This window comes from Arthrobacter sp. AOP36-A1-22, assembly GCF_052377615.1.
Taxonomy (GTDB): domain Bacteria; phylum Actinomycetota; class Actinomycetes; order Actinomycetales; family Micrococcaceae; genus Arthrobacter_H.
Genome location: NZ_JBQSWX010000005.1, coordinates 78947 through 96906, shown reverse-complemented (window position 1 = coordinate 96906; position 17960 = coordinate 78947). Strand labels below are relative to the sequence as shown.

Here is a 17960-nt window from a genome sequence, read left to right as displayed (position 1 = left end):
CCTTATTTCGGGGCCATGCGGATGGCTCCGTCGAGTCGGATGGTCTCACCGTTGAGCATCTGGTTGGCCAGGATGTGCTCCACCAGCGCGGCGTATTCGGCGGGCTTTCCCAACCGTGAGGGGTGGGGCACCTGGGCGCCGAGGGAGTCCTGGGCCTCCTGCGGCAGACCGGCGAGCATCGGCGTTTCGAAGATCCCCGGGGCGATGGACATGACCCGGATGTGCTGACGGGCCAATTCGCGGGCCAGCGGGAGGGTCATCGCCGCGACCCCTCCCTTGGAGGCGGCATAGGCCGGCTGGCCGATCTGCCCGTCGAAGGCCGCGACGGAGGCCGTGTTCACGATGACACCGCGTTCCTCGGTCCCGGTCTCGTCGTCGAGGATCGGTTCGGTCCCGGCCATGGCTTCGGCGGCCAGCCGGACGACATTGAAGGTGCCGATCAGGTTCACGGCCACGACCTTCTCGAAGGAGGCCAGCGGAAGGACTCCGTCCCGGCCGAGGACCTTGCCCGGGGTGGCTACCCCGGCACAGTTGACCAGCACACGCAGCGGCGCCATGTCGCTGGCCACTTCGACGGCGCGCCGGACCTCCTGTTCGTTGGTCACGTCCGCGGCGACGAACCGGGCCCGTTCGCCCAGTCCGATGGCGGCGTCCTCGCCGGCCGATCCGGGCAGGTCGAGCAGGACCACATGGGCCCCGGCGTCGTAGAGCTTCTTGGCGGTGGCGGCACCCAGGCCGGATGCGCCACCGGTGATGAGGGCCGAGGCCCCGGCGATGTCCATGGTTCCTCCCGAAAGGGCGGATCGACCCGCCCGGTTAATGGTTGTTAACTCAAATCCAACTGTAGCGTCTGTCGCGCGGACACTCCACCCCTGCGGACGTCGTAGGATTCGCTCATGAGCCCCGTATCCGGCCCCCGCCCCTTCCTGCTGCTTTCCACCCGGGAGGACCCCGTGGCCGCCGCGGACGAGGTCCGTGGGTTCCTGGCCGCCGCGGACCTTCCGGCCGCGCTGTTGGAGGTCGTGGCCCTGGGCGCCTCCCCGCTGCCGGCCCCACTGGACCTGGGGGCGTATTCGGGCATCCTGCTCGGCGGCGGACCCTTCAACTCCTCCGATGACCCGGCCGGCAAATCCCCGACCCAGCGGCGGGTCGAAGCCGAGATCTCGGGATTGCTGGACCAGCTCCTGGCCCATGACTTCCCGTTCCTTGGCGCCTGCTACGGCATCGGGACCCTGGGGACCCACCAGGGCGGCACCGTGGACCGGACCCATGCCGAACCCGTCGGCCTCTCCCGGATCGAGCTGACCAGGGCCGGGGCCCGCGATCCGATCACCGCCGGGATGCCCCCGGCCTTCGACGCCTTCGTCGGACATAAGGAGGCGGTCTCCACGCTGCCTCGGCACGCCGTCCTGTTGGCGACCTCCGGGCCCTGCCCGGTGCAGATGTTCCGGATCGGCACGAATCTCTATGCCACCCAGTTCCATCCGGAGCTCGACGGAGACGGGCTGGCCACGCGTATTGGGATCTACCGTGACGCAGGCTATTTCGATCCCGCGGAGGCCGGCCCGTTGACCGAACTCGCCCATGCGGCCGACGTCCCCTGGCCGGGCCTGATCCTGCGCAACTTCGTCCAGCGGTACCAGCGCTAGGAGGCCCGTCCCGGGTACTGCCCCGACTAGCGGCGGGTGACCTTGCCGGTGAGCTGGGCGGCCGGCTGCAGGAACAGCGGCCGGGCGGCGATCCAGCCGGCCACCACGACGATCGCCGCGACCACGAAGATCCAGAACCCCACCCAATTGACCACATCGGGGCCCTGGCCGCTGTACATGTAGTTGAGGTTCCGGCGCATGCCGGTGGTGAAGACCAGGACGACGTGCACGAAGATGAACACGACGAAGTAGAACATCACCGGCAGGTGGATGATCCGCGCCAGCAGGACCGGATAATAGCGGTTGATCTTCCACTGGGTGGACCACAGCGAGGACATCCGCACCCCGGTCACCACCGCCAGCGGCGCGGCCACGAAGATGGTGACGAAGTAGGCGAGCAGCTGGATGCCGTTGTAGTTCTGCCAGGCCGATTCCATCGGCCACTCCAGCGACAGATACTGCAGCCCCGCCGAGATGGCCTGGGGGAAGACATCCCACCCCGTCGGGATGATCCGTTTCCAATGCCCGGTGGAGAAGACCAGGACGTAGAAGACCACCCCGTTCAGGATCCATAAGCTGCCCAGGCTGTAGTGCAGCCACAGGTAGATGCTCATCTTGGCCGGTGGATTCTGCCGGTTGCGGGGCCCCACCGTGCGGGTCCAATAGGCTTCCGGGGTCCGTTCGGTACGCACCATCCACCCGGCGCGGATGATCAGGATGATCAGGAAGAAGTTGAAGAAGTGCTGCCATTGCAGCCACCAGGGGAAACCGTCGGCGGTATCCGTGGTGGCCGGGGGCTGGCCCGGATACTCGGCGAGGAACCCCTGTCCGGCGGAGCTGCCCAGATACCATCTGGCCCCGAGGACGGCGGCGGCGAGCGCCACGACCACGAGGGGGCAGATCCAGACCAGTTTGAACCATTTGGACTGCCTGAAACCCGAAACAGGCCGCTGGGCCGGTGTTCTCATTGCGCTCCTCTGCCTCACCTTCGCCCCGGCTCCATGGGGTCACCGGGTCCGCCCATCATCCCCCGGACGACTCCCGCCGCCGTAGTGCGGCGGTCAGGGCCGGTACCACCTGGTGCAGGTCCCCGATGATGGCGTAGTCGGCCTGGGTGACCATGGGCGCATCGGGGTCGGTGTTGATGGCCACGATCATCTTCGCCGATTGGCAGCCAGCCCAGTGCTGGACGGCGCCGCTGATGCCGCAGGCGAGATAGACCTCCGGGGAGATCCTGCTGCCGGTCTGCCCGATCTGTTCATGGTGGGGGCGCCAGCCGAGGCTGGTCACCACCCGGGAGGCCCCCAGGGCGGCGCCGAGCTGGTCCCGCAGCTGAAGCAGGTCATCGAAGCCATCCGCGCTGCCCACGCCGCGGCCGGCCCCGACCACCACCCGCGCCCCGGTCAACGTCGAGGTGGCATCGGGGGCGCCGGTTTCGACCCGGACGACGGCGGTGACCAGATCGGCGTCGGAGAGTTCGGGCTCGAATTCGTGCCAGACGGGAGCCGAGGCGTCATCGGCCGCCACCGGGTCCACGGCATGCCCGGCGACGGTGAGGACCCGGGGTGCACCGTCGAGCCGCATGTGCTCGAAGACGCCCCCACCCATCACCTGGCGCGAGAGGACCAATGGTTCGGTATCGACGATCCCCACGACGTTGGCCGCCATCATCGCCCCTGCCCGGGCGGCCACATGGGCCAGGACCTCGCTGCCGCGCGGGGTTCCCGCAGCCAGCACGTAGGCGGCCGGCACCGCTCCGAGGGCGGTCGCCCAGCCGCTGGCGCCATAGCGTTCCAGCCGTTCGCCGGCGGCATGGTGGATGGAGTCCACTCCCTGTTCGGCCAGTTGGGCCGACAACTTCTCCTTCACCCGTTCCTGCGCTTCGGGGCCTCCGGCCGAGGCCTCCCCGGCCCCCAGGGGACCAATGATCAGTGCCTCGACGGTTTCGCCACCGAGCCGGCCGGCCAGTTCCCGCGCAAAGGTCAGGGTCTCCAGCGAGGTGGGGGTGGCTCCGTCGCTGCCGGTTTCCACGAGGACCAGAATCATCGGTTCAACACCCCGCTGCTGGCCAGGATCTCGACCAGTGCCGGGACCGCATCGGGCCCCTCACCCAGGATCTGGACCGTACTGGGTTTCGTCGGGGGCAGCGTCAGCTTCACCCGGCCGGAGCCGATCGGCTCGATCAGGGGGTCCTTGCGGTCGATGCTCAGTCGCTTGGCCTTGAGGCGGCCGCGGATCGAGGGGTAGCGCGGCTCCACTCCCCCCTCCTGCACGGCCATCACCGCGGGCAGGGGGACCTCGAACACGTCGGTGCCCTGCGGCCCGGCGCCCCGGGCCAGCACCGAGGATCCGTGGATCTCCGCGGTGTTGATCCCGGTGAGGACCGGCCGGCCCAGGGCGAATCCCAGCCGGACGCCGACCTGGAAGTCACCGGTATCGGCGGCGTCGTTGCCGACGAGGATCAAATCGTAGGCGGCCGGCGAGGCGCGGACCTCCGCGGCGATCGCGGCCGCCACATCGGCCGGCCCGTAGGATTCGGGGTCCGCGGTGATCAGGGTGGCTGCACCGGCCCCCAGCGCCACCGCGTACCGCAGTTGTTCGGCCGCCTCCGCGGTACCGAGGCTGAGCACCCGTACTTCACCGCCGGTGTCCCCCGCCAGCCCGACGGCGAGCTCGATCGCGCATTCGTCGTGTTCGCTCAGCGTATGGCCGACATGGCGGGCGTCGATGCTGTGCCCATCCTGGCTCAAGAGGATCTCCCCGGCGATTTCCGGGACCCTTTTGATGCAGACCAGCAGATTGACCATTTTCAGCTCCTGATTCTGAGGTTCTCGGGGTCGAAGACGGCGGTCGCATCGGTGGCGACCACGCTGACCGGATAGGAACGGCCCAGGTAGTCCACGGCCAGCCGGGTTCCCACCCGCGCTTGCGCCGGGGGAAGGAAGCTCATCAGCAGATGCACGCCCAGCGATGGCGCCGATCCCGCCGAGGTGACATAGGCCCCGCGCCCGTGCGCGTCGATCAGCGGTTCCCCCTCGGGACCGGTGACCGCTTCACCGCCGAGCATGTAGCGGCGCACCCCCGCCTCGTCCCGGTGATCGTCCACTTGCAACGTGCACAGGATGCGCGCCGGGTCCTGGGAGCGTTGGCGCAGATAGGCGTCGCGGCCGATGAAGTTCTGGGCCTTCACCCGCGGCCGCATCATTCCGGTCTCCACGATGGTCCGCTCCGCGTCCAGTTCCGCACCGAACGCCCGGTAGCCCTTCTCCAACCGTCCGGTGGTCCCGTAGACCCCGTTGCCCACCGGCACCAGGCCATCCTCCCGGCCGGCCTCGGCCAGCAGCGACCAGAGCCGGGCCCCTTGCTCCATCGGCACATACAGCTCCCACCCCAGTTCCCCGACGTAGGAGATCCTCGAGGCGTGGACCTCCAGGGGGCCGGCTTCCAGGGTCCGGCAGCGGGCGAACCTGAAGCCCTCCGCTGAAATATCGGAGTCGGTGATCCGGCCCAGGACGTCCCTGGCCCGCGGGCCCCAGAGGCCGATGGTGGTCAGTTCGGAGGTGCGGTCGACCACTTGGGTGGTGGCCGGATCCACCCGCCGGTCGGAGAACCACTTACGGTCGATGTTCCCGCTGCCGCCCCCGGTGACCACCCGGAAGTGTTCCTCCCCCAGGCGCATGATCGTCAGGTCGGAGCGGAAACCTCCGCGCGCGTCCAGCACCGGGGTGTAGATGACCCGTCCGGTGTCCACGTCCATCTGGGCCACCGCGACCCGCTGCACCGTGGCGAGTGCCCCCGGGCCGAGCACGTCGAAGATGGCGAAGGCGGAGAGATCCACCATCCCGGCCCGCTCCCGCATCGCCAGGTGTTCGGCATTGATGATCGGTGACCACCACCGCGAATCCCATTCGGCGGTCCGGTCCATGACCGCGTCGCCGTATTCGGCCAGCAGTGGCGCATTCGAGGCGTACCATTGCGGCCGCTCCCAGCCGGCGGCCTCGAAGAAGGTGGCTCCGAGCTCCACTTCGGCCTGGTGCATCGGGGCCAGGCGGACCCCGCGGTTGCTCAGCCACTGCTCGGACGGGTGCACGATGCCGTAGGTCTTGTGGAAGCCCTCCTCGACACGGGCCTTCACATGGGTGCGCGTGCGTTGGTGCGGATGGAAGCGGGCGATGTCGGCGGCGTGCGTATCGTATTCGGGGGTTCCGGTGGTCATCCATTCGGCGATCATCCGTCCGACGCCGGGGCCTTCCTTGATCCATACGGCCGCCGCGGACCACAGCCCGGCCACCTCGGGGGTCTCCCCCAGCAGCGGGCCGCCGTCGGGGGTCAGTGAGAGCAGCCCGTTGATGGCATACCTGATCTCCACCTGGGGGTTGCCCAGGATGTCGGGCATCAGTTCCAGGGCCTGTTCCAGTTGTCGGTCGAAGTCGTCTTCCGTGAACGGCATTTCGGTGGGTGAAAGCTTGGACTGGGCGATGGAGGGGATGTCTTCGGCGTCGTGCAGGATGGGCCGGTGTGCGTAGGAGCCGATCTCCAGATCACCGCCGTGCTGGCGTTCGTAGCATCCGGTGTCCATGTCACGGATGATCGGGAAGGAGATCTCACCGCTGGTGTCGGCGAACTGCGGAACCGGTCCGACGCTGATCATCTGGTGCACCGTGGGGCTCAGGGGAATGGAGGCCCCGGCCATCCTGGCCAGTTTCGGCGACCAGACACCGCAGGCGATGACGACGGTATCGGCCTCGATGGTTCCGGCGTCCGTGTGCACCCGGCGGATTCGCCCGTCCTCGACCTCCATGCCGGTCACCTCGACCGTGGGGCAGACCTGCAGCGCCCCGAGCCCCAGGGCCGCCTCCCGCATCAAGGTGCCCGCCCCCTGGGAGTCGACGACCCCGACCCCGGGGGTCCAGAAGGCCCCGCGGATGATCGAGGGCTCGAGATAAGGCACGCGGTCGACCACGGCTTCCGGGGTGACCATCTCCGATTCAATGCCCCAGGCCCGGGCCGAGGTCAGACGCCGGTGGAGCTCCTGCATCCGTTCGGCGGTGCGCGCGACCTCGAATCCGCCGGATTGGGTGAAAACGCCCATTTCCTTGTACTGGCGGATGCTGTCGGCCGTCAGATCGGTGATTTCGCGTGAATGGTCCACCGGGAACAAGAAGTTCGAGGCATGCCCGGTGGACCCGCCCGGATTCGGCATCGGTCCCTTATCGAGCTGGACGATATCCCGCCACCCCAGGCGGGCCAGGTGGTGGACGATGGAATTGCCCACGATTCCGGCGCCGATCACCACTACTCGTGCACTCGCGGGAACCGTACCCATGACGCCACCTCTATCGGCCGTCGTTCACTGACGCGGCGGGCAGCTCGGGCCACCGTGCATGAACCGCCGTAGCTGAACCATTGCGCGTTTGGCGGTCGCCGTCAAGGGGTGTGTCCCCGCGTGGGCATCTCGCTGAATCCGGGGTGGGCGTGGGAGGCTTCGCCGCGTTCGGGCCTGGCGATGAACCGGGCGATCTCGCGGGGCTTGAATTCCTGTCATTGAGCGTGCGGATCCGATGGTACAGCGCGTAACGGTTGGTCCCGTTGAGTCGTTCGCGGCCCGGGTCAGGCCCGTGAATTCCCCGCCCTTCCGAGGCAGGACCAGCAGAATCGGCCACCAGTGTCTATGCGCAAGCAAACTACTTTGCTAGCATCCTAATCATGCCCACTGAAGCCACCCCGGATCCGGACCGGAAGGTCCAATTCAACGTCTACCTGCCCGCCGGACTGGTGCGGGAGATCAAGCACGCGGCCATCGACGCCGAGACCTCCCTCTCGGCCTATGTCGCCGAGGCCCTGACCGGACACCTGAAGGAGAAGAACTAATGCTGCGCCTGGCCCCCATCCGGTTCACCGACCACATCGGTCCCTGGACCACCCTGCTCGAGGCCCTCGGTCTGGCCCACGCCGTCGACACCGACGGCTGGCATGAGTTCGACGCCGCGTCCGGCCGTGTCCGGCTGCACGCCACCGACGCCGATCACCCGGCAGGGACCACGCTGCTGTCCTTCGAGGTCGGCGATCTGGAGGAATTCGCCCGGCGCACCCGCGCTGCGGGAACCCCGGTGGAGGTCACCGAGGAAGCCCACGGCAGCACAGCCACCGTCACCGGCCCCGATGGCCTCGCCTTCCCCGTCACCGTCCAGGCCTCCCGCCCCGAACCGGCAGCGGCCGACCCCGACGTCCAGGTGCTCGTGCTGTGGATGACCCCCGAGCCGCAGGGTCCCGCCGAGACCCTGCGCCATATCGGCGCGCGTCCCCGCATCGCCAGCGACAGCGGCGGCTGGGTCCAGTTCCAGGCCAAGAACGGCGGGCTGGTCGCCACCCATTCGGGCCCCCGGGCCTTTGCCACGCTCAGCTTCGGGTACGACGGCGATGCCGAGGCCCTGCACACCCGGCTGCGGGAGGCGGGATTGGACGCGAGTCTGATCGACGAGTCCTATGGACGCACCGTGCTGGTGGGCAACCCCGATGGAGGGGAGCCGATCTGGATCAACGAAGCCCAGCAGGATCTCTACGGCTACCACCGGATCGCCGACTAGCCGCGGGGCTGGAGGAGTCCGGGGGTCCCGACCCTACTCGGAGGCCCCGTCCCGGTCCCGACCATCGAGGAACAGACTGAGCACCACCAGGGACAGGCTGAGGATCGCCGCGACGAAGAACCCGCTGCGGAATCCGGTCACCTGCGCCTCGATCCCGGTGGCACCGGCCAGGGCCGAGGTGGCCGTCCGCGAGGCCAGGATGCCGACCAACAGGGCGGTTCCCGCCGCCCCACCGAGCTGCTGCAGGGTACTGAGCACCGCGGAGCCATGCGAGTGCAGGCGATGCGGCAACGGGTTCAGGGCCGTGGTGAAGGCCGGGGTGAAGATGAAGGCAAAGCTCAGCGACATGCCCAGATACAACGTCAGCACCCACCAGATCGGGGTGTCGGAGGCCAGCCTGGAGAAGGCGAACATGACCACCGAGAGCAGTGCCGTCCCCGGGATCAGCAGGGGGCGCGGACCGACCTTGTCGTACATCCGGCCCACCAGGGGCGCCAGCAGGCCCATGAGCAGCCCGCCGGGGAGCATCAACAGCCCGGTGCCCAGGGTGTCCACGTCCCTCACGTTCTGCAGGTAGATCGGCAGCAGGATGATCACCCCGAACAGCGACACCATGGCCAGGACCATCAGGGACAGGGCGAGCGTGAAGTTCCGGTAGGTGAAGGGCCGCAGATCCAGCAGTGCCGTGTCGCTGCGCTGCAGACGCAGTTGCAGCACCGTGAACGCAGCCAGCGAGACGAAGGAGACCGCGAGCGCCACCAGGGCGCCGACTTCCGGGCCCTGCCCGGCCCCTTCGCTGCCGCCACCGATCCGGCTCAACCCGTAGACCAGCCCGCCGAAGCCGGGAACGGCCAGCAGCAGGGAGGGGATGGACAGCGGCATGGAACCGGCCACTGCCTCCCGGGGCAGCCGACGGGCCCCGGCGATGAGGGCGACCAGGGCGACCGGCAACACGATCAGGAACATGAACCGCCAGGACAGGTACTGCAGGATCAGCCCGGAGATGGTGGGCCCGATGGCCGGGGCGACCGAGATCACGATCGACACATTGCCCATCACCATCCCGCGACGGGCGGCCGGCACCAGGTCCAGGACGGTGGTCATCAGCAGCGGGAGCATGATCGCGGTGCCGCTGGCCTGGATCACCCGGGCCCCCAACAGGACCTCGAAGCCCGGGGCACAGCTGGCCAGCAGGGTCCCCGCGGAAAACAACCCCATGGCCAGGGTGAAGACGGTGCGCAGCGAGAAACGCTGCAAGAGGTAGCCCGTGGTGGGGATGACCACCGCGGTGGTCAGCATGAACGCGGTGGCCAGCCACTGCACGGCGTCGGCGCTCACATCGAAGGCGACCATCAGCCGGGGCAGCGCCACGTTCATGATCGTTTCGTTGAGGATGACCACGAAGGCCGAGACGAGCAGCACACCGATGGTCATCTTCGCGGCGGGGTCCAGCCGGTCATCGCGGACGACGGTGGAGCCAGCGGGGTCGGAGTGTCCCGGGTCCAGCGGGGAGTCTTCGGAAAGCACAGGGGGTCCTCTGGTTGATCGGCCGCGCCGGTCGGCGCCGCCGGGTGCATCGGTGGTGGGGTGAAGGCCCGAAGAAGTGATCGAGGGTTCCGAACCACGATAAACCATCACGTGACCCGGCAGTTTGACCAGTGATCCACCCCACAGCCCTTTTCCGTCAATCCGTCACGTCCCGGAATGGGGGCGTGAAGTGTCGGGGTGGATGCGATAAACATGGGGGTATGAACGTTCGTACCCCGGACCCCAATCCCGGCTGGCTCTCTGAAGAAGACCTCTATGAGGCCCGGCAACGCCTGCCCATGCTCTACGTCGAAGCGATTCCGGTCCGCTTGGACCCGCTGGGCTATGTCAACGAGGTCGGTCTGCTCTACACCGCCGACGCCGCAGGGCACTTCACCCGCACCTTCGTCTCGGGTCGGGTCATGTACCGCGAGACCATCCGCGCCGCCCTGGTGCGCCACATGGAGAAGGACCTCGGCCCGCTGGCGATGCCGCAACTGCCGTTGAGCCCCGTGCCCTTCACCGTCGCCGAGTACTTCCCCTCCCCCTCGGAAACCGGGCTGACCGACGAACGCCAGCATGCCGTGGCCCTGGCCTATGTCATCCCCGTCCGGGGCGAATGCAGTCCCCGCCAGGACGCCCTCGAATTGACCTGGCTGACCCCGAGCGAGGCCCTGAGCCCCTCCATCCGTGACGAATTCGCCGGTGGCCGCGCCAACATCCTTCGACAGGCGCTGGCCCATGCGGGCTGGTGCGAGTAGGTAGTGACCTTGCAGCATGACTACATCCGGGCCGTTCGCGCCGAAAAAGTGGCTCCGGGAAACCGGTTCATCACCCGTACGGGGTCCCCGAGCCTGCCGGTGACCGGCGTCCGGACCGTTCCGGACAGCTTCGGCACCCCGGCCTACATCGAAGCCACGCTGGACAACGGCCAGAAGGTCACCATCGCCCATGGCTCGACCATCCGCGTCCACACCGTGGAACCACCGCCGGAGGCCACCCTGGATGAATTGACGGTGATCCCCGTGGAGGACGGCTCGCCCGAGGCCATCCTGATCTCCATCGCCCGCGAATATCCGTGGGACCAGCGGGTGCTGGCCCCCATCGCCAAGCTCAGCCGCGGTTTCAACCCGAAATCCGGGGCCCAGCTGGAGGACGTCCGCGATCTGGCCCATCTGCTCTTCGTCGAGCTCGACGACCAGCCGAATGTGTGGCGGGCCCTGGGCGTGTTGACGGAACTTCCCTTCGACGGGAACTTCGGGCGGTGGAAGTCCATCCAGTCGGCTCTGGCGATTGCCGCCTACCTCGCCGCCACCGACGGGGACTCCGAGGCCTCCCACCGGTATTCGGAATCGTTGCGGGTCACCGACCACATCGAGGAGGACCCGCTGAAGGACAAGCTCACGGCCGAGCTGCGCCAACGCCAACTCGACGAGCCGAACCTCTTCGACCGCGAAATCCACCGGGCCACCGCCGCCGGTGACTTGGTGGCCATCCGCTCCTGGCGGATCGAGCGGCTCGACGCGCTGCTGTATCTGCTGGCACACGGCGGGTCGCGGGCGCTGACCCGCGAGGAGCTCCAGCGCATGGTCGACAACGAATTGGAGACCTTGCGCTCCATCGACGGACCGGGACAGCAGGAGGCCGCGCAGGCGGCCGACGACGCCGACGCCCCCGACTGACCCGGTTCAGCCGACGGGCGCAGCGAAGGGCAGGCGTCGGCGCAGTGCCGAGCCTGCCAGGGCGACGGCCACCCCGATGACCGAGCCGATGACCGTTTCCAGGATCCGGTCGTAGAGCAGTTGCGTGCTCATGCCCGCCACCAGCGAGATGCCGACCAGGGCGAGCGGGGTGACGCAGACCTGCGCCCAGAAGTAGTTCCGTGTGATGAGCATTTCCGCGCCGAACTGGGCCAGGCCGAGGAAGAGGATGATCATCCACGGGCTCGGTTCGGCCAGGATGATCAGTGCCATGACGCCCAACCCGGTGAGCGTGCCCAACACGCGGTGCAGCCCGCGGGCGATGCGGTGGCGGGTGGTGTGTCCCACGAGGGGGACGACGGCGGCGACCATCGCCCAGTAGGGGTGGCCGGTGCCCAGCACCGGGGCCACCAGCAGGGCGACCGTCCCGGCCAGCCCCGCGGCCACGAGGTACCCGATGGATTCCACCTTGATGGCCAGCTGGACCGCGGGGCTCTGCGGCCGCAGCCCGCCGACGTTCCACGGGGTCCGCCGTCCGGCGGAGACGCGTCCAAGCTGTCCGAGGAGCACGCACGACGTCACCGTGGCGATCGCGGTGACCAGGACCATCCCGAGCCCGGGGATCTCGGGGATGGAGGCGATCGCGGCAAAGCAGAAGATGTGGAACAGGGAGCCGGCGGGCCGCAATTGGGCGAATCCGGTGGCCAGCGAACACGCCCAGGCCACCAGGGTCGTCAGCCCCACGATCACCCATCCCCCGGCCGGGGAATCATGGTCGACCAGGAGCACGTTCACCGCCCAGGCGGCACCGATGAGCACCACGAACAGCACCCCGGCGCTGGCCTGCGAGCGCAGCCGGTCGCGGTGGCCGGGAACGCGTCCGAAGATCCCGGTGAAGGCCCCGAAGATCGCGAAGATCGCCAGGTCCAGCCGGCCCAGGCCCAACAGCACAGCCAATGGCAGGAACACTCCCAGACCGCAGCGCACCCCGATCCACGGGTCCTTGTCGCCGGGTCCCAGCGTCAGCAGTCGACGCAGCGTCAATGAGTCGTCCACTGCTCTCCTGGGTTGGTGTCTGCATCCACCCTATGACCCGCCGGCCCGCGGTCGCGGGGTCATCGCTGGCGCGTTCGTCACAACGTCCCGTCGGCATGGGGCAAAATGGTGGGGTGTCTGAAACCGATTCCCCTCCTGACGTGACGACCGCCGCCTCCGCCCCCGAGGCCCCGGCGTCGGACCCCGCGATCGCCGTGGCCCCGCATCCACGCCAGGACGCGTTCTCCTTCGAGGTCGGCACCCGGCTGACCCACGCCGACGGATCCGCCTCGCTGGGACGCACCGGCACCATTCGCACCCCGCACGGGGACATCCGCACCCCGGCGTTCATCGCCGTGGGGACCAAGGCCACCGTGAAGGCCGTGCTGCCCGAAGCCGTGGCCGAGCTGGGGGCCCAGGCCGTACTGGCCAACGCCTACCACCTGTATCTGCAGCCGGGCTCGGACCTCCTCGACGCCGCCGGCGGGCTGGGGGCGTTCATGAACTGGCCCGGACCCACGTTCACCGATTCGGGGGGCTTCCAGGTGATGAGCCTGGGCTCGGGGTTCAAGAAGGTCATCGACATGGAAGGTGCCGCCGCCGCAGGGGGCGACGACACCGTGGCCCCCGGCAAGGAACGCCTGGCCAATGTCGACGAGGACGGGGTCTGGTTCAAATCCCACCTCAACGGGGACCGGCACCGCTTCTCCCCGGAGATCTCCATGGGCGTGCAGCACCGGATCGGCGCGGACATCATGTTCGCCTTCGACGAGCTGACGACCCTGCATAATTCGCGGGGCTACCAGGTCGAATCCCTGGAGCGGACCCGACGCTGGGCCGAACGCTGCATCATCGAGCACTTCCGGCTCACCGACGAACGTTTCCCCAAGCCCTACCAGGCGCTCTTCGGGGTCATCCAGGGCGCCCAGTATGAGGATCTGCGGCGCAAGGCCTGCCGGGATCTCGGGGACATGCCCTTTGATGGCTTCGGCATCGGCGGGGCCCTGGAGAAGGAGAACCTGGGCACCATCGTCGGCTGGTGTTCGGAGGAACTGCCCGAGGACAAGCCACGGCACCTGTTGGGCATTTCGGAGCCCGATGACCTCTTCACGGCCATCGAGAACGGTGCCGACACCTTCGACTGCGTCTCCCCCACCCGGGTGGCCCGCAACTCGGCGTTCTACACGGCCCACGGCCGGTTCAACCTCTCGGGACGCCGCTACCGCGCCGATTTCACCCCGCTGCAGGAAGGCTGCCGCTGCTACACGTGCACGCATTATTCCCGCGCCTACATCCATCACCTGTTCAAGGCGAAGGAACTGGTCAGCCACACGCTGATCTCGATCCACAACGAATACTTCGTGGTCTCGATGGTGGACCGGGCCCGTGAGGCGATCGAAGACGGTACCTTCGCCGCGTTGAAGGAGTCCACGCTGGCCGCCTATTACGCTGGCGCCCCCGACCCGCAGGGCCTCTAGGCAGGCCGGGGGCGGTACGTCCCGGCGAACCAAGCGCCCACCCCGAGGCCCACCGCGAGCACCAGCAGCACGGCGGGAATCGCTGCCCCCAGCACCGCCAGGGCCCACGGGACGACGGCGATCAGCATCAGTTCCGGCCCGTGGACGGCATGGCCGATGAGCGGCAGGGCGCCGCGGCCGAACATCTGGCGTTGCAACACCGCATCCCAATCCAGTTCGGGCCGGTAGGCCAGCCGCAGGGATCCTCCGGCCACGCCGATCCCGCAGAACACCCCGATTCCGATCAGCAGGATCCATTGTCCCGGCGCGCCCGGTCCGACCAGCGCCCACCCCAGGATGGCCCCGGCCAGTGCGCCCCAAGCGCTCAAGACGATCGCCGGAAGCAACCCGTGGGCCTTGCGCGCGGACTTCGCATCCAGGGGCAGCAGGGCGTCCAGCCCCGGCACCCGGGCCGCCTCGGCCGCCGCCACCCCGGCGGCCTGCCCGGCCAGGGTCGCCGATACCGCGATGGCCACGCATAGTACGACGGCGGTGCCCCCGCCGCGGGCGGTGACGGCCCCGGCCAGCAGGGCCAGACTGATCACCAGCCGGCCCCACACCGGACCGGTGCGCAGCAGGACCAGCGCTTCGGCCCGCAGCAGGGCCCCCACCGGGGCGCCGGTGAAGCGTGCGGGGATCATCCGGGGCCAGGGATCACGGACATGGCTGCGCCGGCGGGGGCCGTGGGCAAAGGAGCCCAGCAGCGACCGGGCGTCGAGCAGGGCCAGTGAGTTCCCCGCGTGTCCGCTGATTCCACCGGCCTCGAGCAGCTCCGAGGTGGGGATCCGCCCCAGCAACGGACGCACCACCGCCCAGCCCACCAGGGCCACCAGCAGCAGGGCCGCGGGGATGGCCCAGTTCCCCGTGGATGGCCACGCCGAGGGCAGGCCCGCCCAGATCCCCGGGGTCAGCAACCTGGCCGTTCCGGCGGCCCGGAGGATCGCGTCCACGGCGTAGGCTAGGACGATCAGGCCGCCCAGGACCCGGAGCCCCCTGCCGACCATCGGGCGCAGATGCAGGATCTGGCCGGCCGCCACCAGGAGTCCGACCAACACGAATTCGGCGCCCAGCGTGAAGCTGCCGGCGGCCAGTTCGCCCAGCGGCGGGCCGCTGAATCCGTTGTATGAGGCGGTTCCGGCGGAGAGGCCCAACGGCAGCCAGAGCACGGCGCCGACGATGAAGACCCAGACCAACCGGTTCCGCAGCTGCCGGGCGAGCATCGGCACCCGGTCCACCGGCAGCGAGAACCACCACAGGCCCTGGGCCCGGTCCACGGCCACCGGCCCCATCCGGCTCAGCAGGGACGCCACCCCCAGCAGGGCCAGCAGCAGCAGGGCCGAGCCGGCGTCGGCCCCCGGGACGACGGCGATGCCCTCGCGGACCAGGGATCCGGCGGCCGATGCGCGCATGCCCTGGGCCAGGAATTGGACGACGCCGGAGAGGTAGGCCAACAGGATGACGGCCCCGAAGAAGGTGATGTAGAAATCGCTCCAGCGGTCGGGCCGCTGCGCCCGACGGCGATCCCGGCGCAGCCGGTGGGTGGCCGCGACCGGGTCGAAGTCCGAGGGTGGGCCCCCGGGGACCCATGCTGGAAGGGACCGTCCCGCCCCGGAGGCGTGGACGCTCATGCTCCGCCGATGGCCGCGGCGCCTTCGGCTGCGGTGGCGAAACGCAGTCCCTCGTCGACGATCAGGCAATGGTCCACCACCGTGGTGAGCAGGATGGCGTCGTGGGTGACCAGCAGGACCGCCCCGCCATCGTCGATCCGGGCCCGCAACCTCACCGCGAGTTTCGCGCGCATCGGCGGGTCCAGTCGTTGTTCCGGCTCGTCCAGGACCAGTAGTTCGCTGGGCCGGATCATCCCGGCGGCCAGCAGCAGGCGGCGGCGTTGGCCCGAGGACAGGGCCCCGGGCAGGGCGTGGCGGGCCGTGGTGAGTTCGAAGAATTCCAGTTCCCGCTCCACGGCTTCCTGCCCGTCGGGGACCTCGTGCCCCGAGGCGATGAGCTGCAGGTGTTCCTCCACGGTGAGCGAATCGAAGAACGCGTCCTCGTCGAAGACCGCGGAGATCATCCGGCGGTGGATGTGGGAGGTGTCGTCGGTGAAGACCCCCAGCACCGAGGCCGTACCGGCCAGTGGGGGCTGACGGCCGATGAGGGTGCGCAACAGGGTGGACTTCCCCGCGGCATTCAGCCCGACGATCCCCAGGGCGTCTCCCCGGTCGAACACCAGATCCAGGGGTCCGCAGACTTCGAATTCGCCGTAACCGGCGACCAGTTCCCGGGCGGTCAGCAATGGGGCGTCCTGCGTATCCATACCGCCCAGCGTACCGGCCCCCGTCTCAGCTCCGGCTCTGGCCGTAGGTGGGTTCGTGGCGCTTGAACCAGCGGATCACCAGCGTGGTGATCGGCACAAAGAGGAACTCCACCCCCGTCTTGTAGACGAACCCCACCAGGACGTAGTTGATGAACTGTCCGGCGTCGGCGATGCCGATCACCGAGGCGGCGATCGAGCAGAAGATCAGGGTGTCGGCGAATTCCCCCACCCCGGTGGAGCCCATCAGCCGTCCTACCAGCCCCTTTTCCCCGAAGCGGTCCTTCATCTTCACCAGGACATATGAGTTCAGGGTCTGGCCGACCAGGAACCCGCACAGCGAGGCGGCCACGATCCGCCAAACCGGGCCCAGGGTCCGTTCCAGCTCCTGTTGACCGTGGTAGAAATCCGCGGCGGGCAACATGATGATCACCCAGAAGCAGAAGGTCGCGAACGCCGCCAGCAGGAAGGTGATGATGATCGCCCGACGGGCCGCCTTGAAGCCATAGACCTCGCTGACGACGTCGCCGAGGATGTACGCCAGCGGGAAGAGGAAGAAACCCCCGTCGGTGATGATCGGTCCGAAACTCACCCCCTTGGTCGCGCCGATGTTGGACAGGATGACCACCACGGCCATCAGGGCCAGCACGGCCGAGAAGTAGGGGCTTCCGGCGGAGGCGAAGACGGCCTGGCGGGCGCGTCCCGTCGTCGGTTCGGTGGGCATGGTGTTGACGGAGTCGCCGGAGGTGGCGGGCATGAGGTGGTTCCCCTTCTGGAAGTGGTTCGCCAGGCAGGGTGCTCCGGGTCGCCCCGGGTCCGCCGCCCGCTGTATTAGCACTTGACGCCTCCCATTCTCCCATGTCCACGGCCGGCCCGGGATTCCGGTCGCAAGCCGTGGACGAAATATATTTTGAACATGTTCAAAACTTGCTATGGTGGGCTTGATCCCGGCGATGACGAGGCAACGATGGAACCGAAGACCCATAAATCAGCCCTCACCCGGGCCCGGATCCAGACAGCCGCCCTCGCATTGTTCTCGCGCGACGGCTTCCACCGCACCACGATGCGTGCCATCGCGGCGGAAGCCGGGGTCTCCCCGGGCAACGCCTACTACCACTTCTCCTCCAAGGAGGATCTGGTCCAGGAGCTGGCCCGCGGGCTGATCGATGAACAGTTGCGTGCCGCCCGCCCACTACTGCTGTCGGGCAACAACCTGCAGGACAACATCCGGATCGTGCTGGATGCGGCCTTGGACGCGGTGGCCCCGTTCCACGATTTCGGTTCCGTGTTGATCCGCGCGGCGATGAGCCCCGACACCACCACCACGGCGGGTGTCACCCGGGCCAAGGAGTTCGCCCTGTGGCGCCAGGCGGTCGCCGCATCACTGCCCCGACCGCCCCTGGCGATCCGCGACGACCTGCCCGAGCTGCTCTGGTTGGTCCAACGCGGCCTGATCATCTTCTGGGCCTACGATTCCTCGCCCGACGCCGATCGCAGTCGCCGGCTGGCCGCGAATGCGGCGGCCCTGATGGCCCGCCTGGCCGTTCTGTCCAGGCTTCCGGTGGTCCGGCACATCATCGATGACGTGATCGGGGTCGTCCGCAACGTGCAACGCGACGAAACACCCTAAAATG

17 protein-coding genes are annotated in these 17960 nt (G+C 68.5%); 7 read left to right on the top strand and 10 right to left on the bottom strand.

All coding sequences use genetic code 11. The features are described from left to right. Positions 1–2 precede the first annotated feature (2 nt). Positions 3–782 (bottom strand): 3-hydroxyacyl-CoA dehydrogenase, encoded by a 780-nt coding sequence (locus ACT3S2_RS04805; RefSeq protein ID WP_443382952.1) that lies wholly within the window; start codon positions 780–782, stop codon positions 3–5. A 114-nt stretch (positions 783–896) separates the two neighbouring features. Here ACT3S2_RS04805 and ACT3S2_RS04800 point away from each other — a divergent pair, with 114 nt between their 5' ends. Beyond that, complete coding sequence (locus tag ACT3S2_RS04800; protein ID WP_443382949.1) at positions 897–1649, top strand: glutamine amidotransferase; 753 nt, start codon at positions 897–899, stop codon at positions 1647–1649. 26 nt (positions 1650–1675) lie between these two features. Here the strand turns inward: ACT3S2_RS04800 and ACT3S2_RS04795 are convergent, their stop codons facing one another. Genes ACT3S2_RS04795 through ACT3S2_RS04780 form a run of 4 tightly spaced genes read right to left on the bottom strand, consistent with a single transcriptional unit; the run spans position 1676 to position 6975 of the window. After that, positions 1676–2617 (bottom strand): cytochrome b/b6 domain-containing protein, encoded by a 942-nt coding sequence (locus ACT3S2_RS04795; protein WP_443382946.1) that lies wholly within the window; start codon positions 2615–2617, stop codon positions 1676–1678. A 55-nt stretch (positions 2618–2672) separates the two neighbouring features. After that, positions 2673–3680, bottom strand: a complete 1008-nt coding sequence (locus ACT3S2_RS04790) for an electron transfer flavoprotein subunit alpha/FixB family protein (RefSeq protein ID WP_444561334.1) — start codon at positions 3678–3680, stop codon at positions 2673–2675. 11 nt (positions 3681–3691) lie between these two features. Then, a complete protein-coding gene (locus tag ACT3S2_RS04785) occupies positions 3692–4456 on the bottom strand; it encodes an electron transfer flavoprotein subunit beta/FixA family protein (RefSeq protein ID WP_444561333.1) in 765 nt (254 codons plus the stop codon). 2 nt (positions 4457–4458) lie between these two features. Next, a complete protein-coding gene (locus ACT3S2_RS04780; protein ID WP_444561332.1) occupies positions 4459–6975 on the bottom strand; it encodes a GcvT family protein in 2517 nt (838 codons plus the stop codon). Positions 6976–7355: 380 nt separating this feature from the next. Between ACT3S2_RS04780 and ACT3S2_RS04775 the strand changes: the two genes are divergently transcribed. Further along, a complete protein-coding gene (locus tag ACT3S2_RS04775; RefSeq protein WP_443382934.1) occupies positions 7356–7520 on the top strand; it encodes a CopG family transcriptional regulator in 165 nt (54 codons plus the stop codon). Continuing rightward, complete coding sequence (locus ACT3S2_RS04770) at positions 7520–8236, top strand: VOC family protein (RefSeq protein WP_443382932.1); 717 nt, start codon at positions 7520–7522, stop codon at positions 8234–8236. Before ACT3S2_RS04775 ends, ACT3S2_RS04770 begins: the two co-directional genes overlap by 1 nt. A gap of 33 nt (positions 8237–8269) precedes the next feature. Here ACT3S2_RS04770 and ACT3S2_RS04765 read toward each other — a convergent pair whose 3' ends face one another. Beyond that, entirely contained in the window at positions 8270–9763 is a 1494-nt protein-coding gene (locus tag ACT3S2_RS04765) for an MDR family MFS transporter (protein WP_444561331.1), read from the bottom strand. 221 nt (positions 9764–9984) lie between these two features. On the opposite strand from ACT3S2_RS04765, the gene ACT3S2_RS04760 reads away from it, so the two are divergent. Both ACT3S2_RS04760 and ACT3S2_RS04755 read left to right on the top strand, forming a co-directional pair. Next, complete coding sequence (locus ACT3S2_RS04760) at positions 9985–10524, top strand: NUDIX hydrolase family protein (RefSeq protein ID WP_443382927.1); 540 nt, start codon at positions 9985–9987, stop codon at positions 10522–10524. Between the two features lie 3 nt (positions 10525–10527). Then, positions 10528–11445: a DUF6707 family protein gene (locus ACT3S2_RS04755; protein WP_443382925.1), complete on the top strand. Its 918-nt coding sequence runs from the start codon at positions 10528–10530 to the stop codon at positions 11443–11445. A 6-nt stretch (positions 11446–11451) separates the two neighbouring features. Here the strand turns inward: ACT3S2_RS04755 and ACT3S2_RS04750 are convergent, their stop codons facing one another. Then, positions 11452–12519 carry an FUSC family protein gene (locus ACT3S2_RS04750; protein ID WP_443382923.1) on the bottom strand — a complete coding sequence of 356 codons (1068 nt, stop codon included), beginning with the start codon at positions 12517–12519 and terminating at the stop codon, positions 11452–11454. 140 nt (positions 12520–12659) lie between these two features. Between ACT3S2_RS04750 and tgt the strand changes: the two genes are divergently transcribed. Then, the gene (gene tgt / locus ACT3S2_RS04745; RefSeq protein ID WP_444554216.1) at positions 12660–13976 is read left to right on the top strand and encodes a tRNA guanosine(34) transglycosylase Tgt; all 1317 of its coding nucleotides are present in this window, start codon (positions 12660–12662) and stop codon (positions 13974–13976) included. Here the strand turns inward: tgt and ACT3S2_RS04740 are convergent. Genes ACT3S2_RS04740 through ACT3S2_RS04730 form a run of 3 tightly spaced genes read right to left on the bottom strand, consistent with a single transcriptional unit; the run spans position 13973 to position 17083 of the window. Continuing rightward, positions 13973–15643: a DUF6297 family protein gene (locus tag ACT3S2_RS04740; RefSeq protein WP_443384290.1), complete on the bottom strand. Its 1671-nt coding sequence runs from the start codon at positions 15641–15643 to the stop codon at positions 13973–13975. The two genes, tgt and ACT3S2_RS04740, sit on opposite strands and share 4 nt — an antisense overlap. Continuing rightward, positions 15640–16329, bottom strand: coding sequence for an ABC transporter ATP-binding protein (locus ACT3S2_RS04735; RefSeq protein WP_443384289.1), 690 nt, complete (start codon positions 16327–16329; stop codon positions 15640–15642). Before ACT3S2_RS04735 ends, ACT3S2_RS04740 begins: the two co-directional genes overlap by 4 nt. Before the next feature lie 25 nt (positions 16330–16354). Continuing rightward, positions 16355–17083 carry a queuosine precursor transporter gene (locus ACT3S2_RS04730; protein WP_443384288.1) on the bottom strand — a complete coding sequence of 243 codons (729 nt, stop codon included), beginning with the start codon at positions 17081–17083 and terminating at the stop codon, positions 16355–16357. Positions 17084–17242: 159 nt separating this feature from the next. Between ACT3S2_RS04730 and ACT3S2_RS04725 the strand changes: the two genes are divergently transcribed. Further along, positions 17243–17956: a TetR/AcrR family transcriptional regulator gene (locus ACT3S2_RS04725; RefSeq protein ID WP_443384287.1), complete on the top strand. Its 714-nt coding sequence runs from the start codon at positions 17243–17245 to the stop codon at positions 17954–17956. Positions 17957–17960 lie beyond the last annotated feature (4 nt).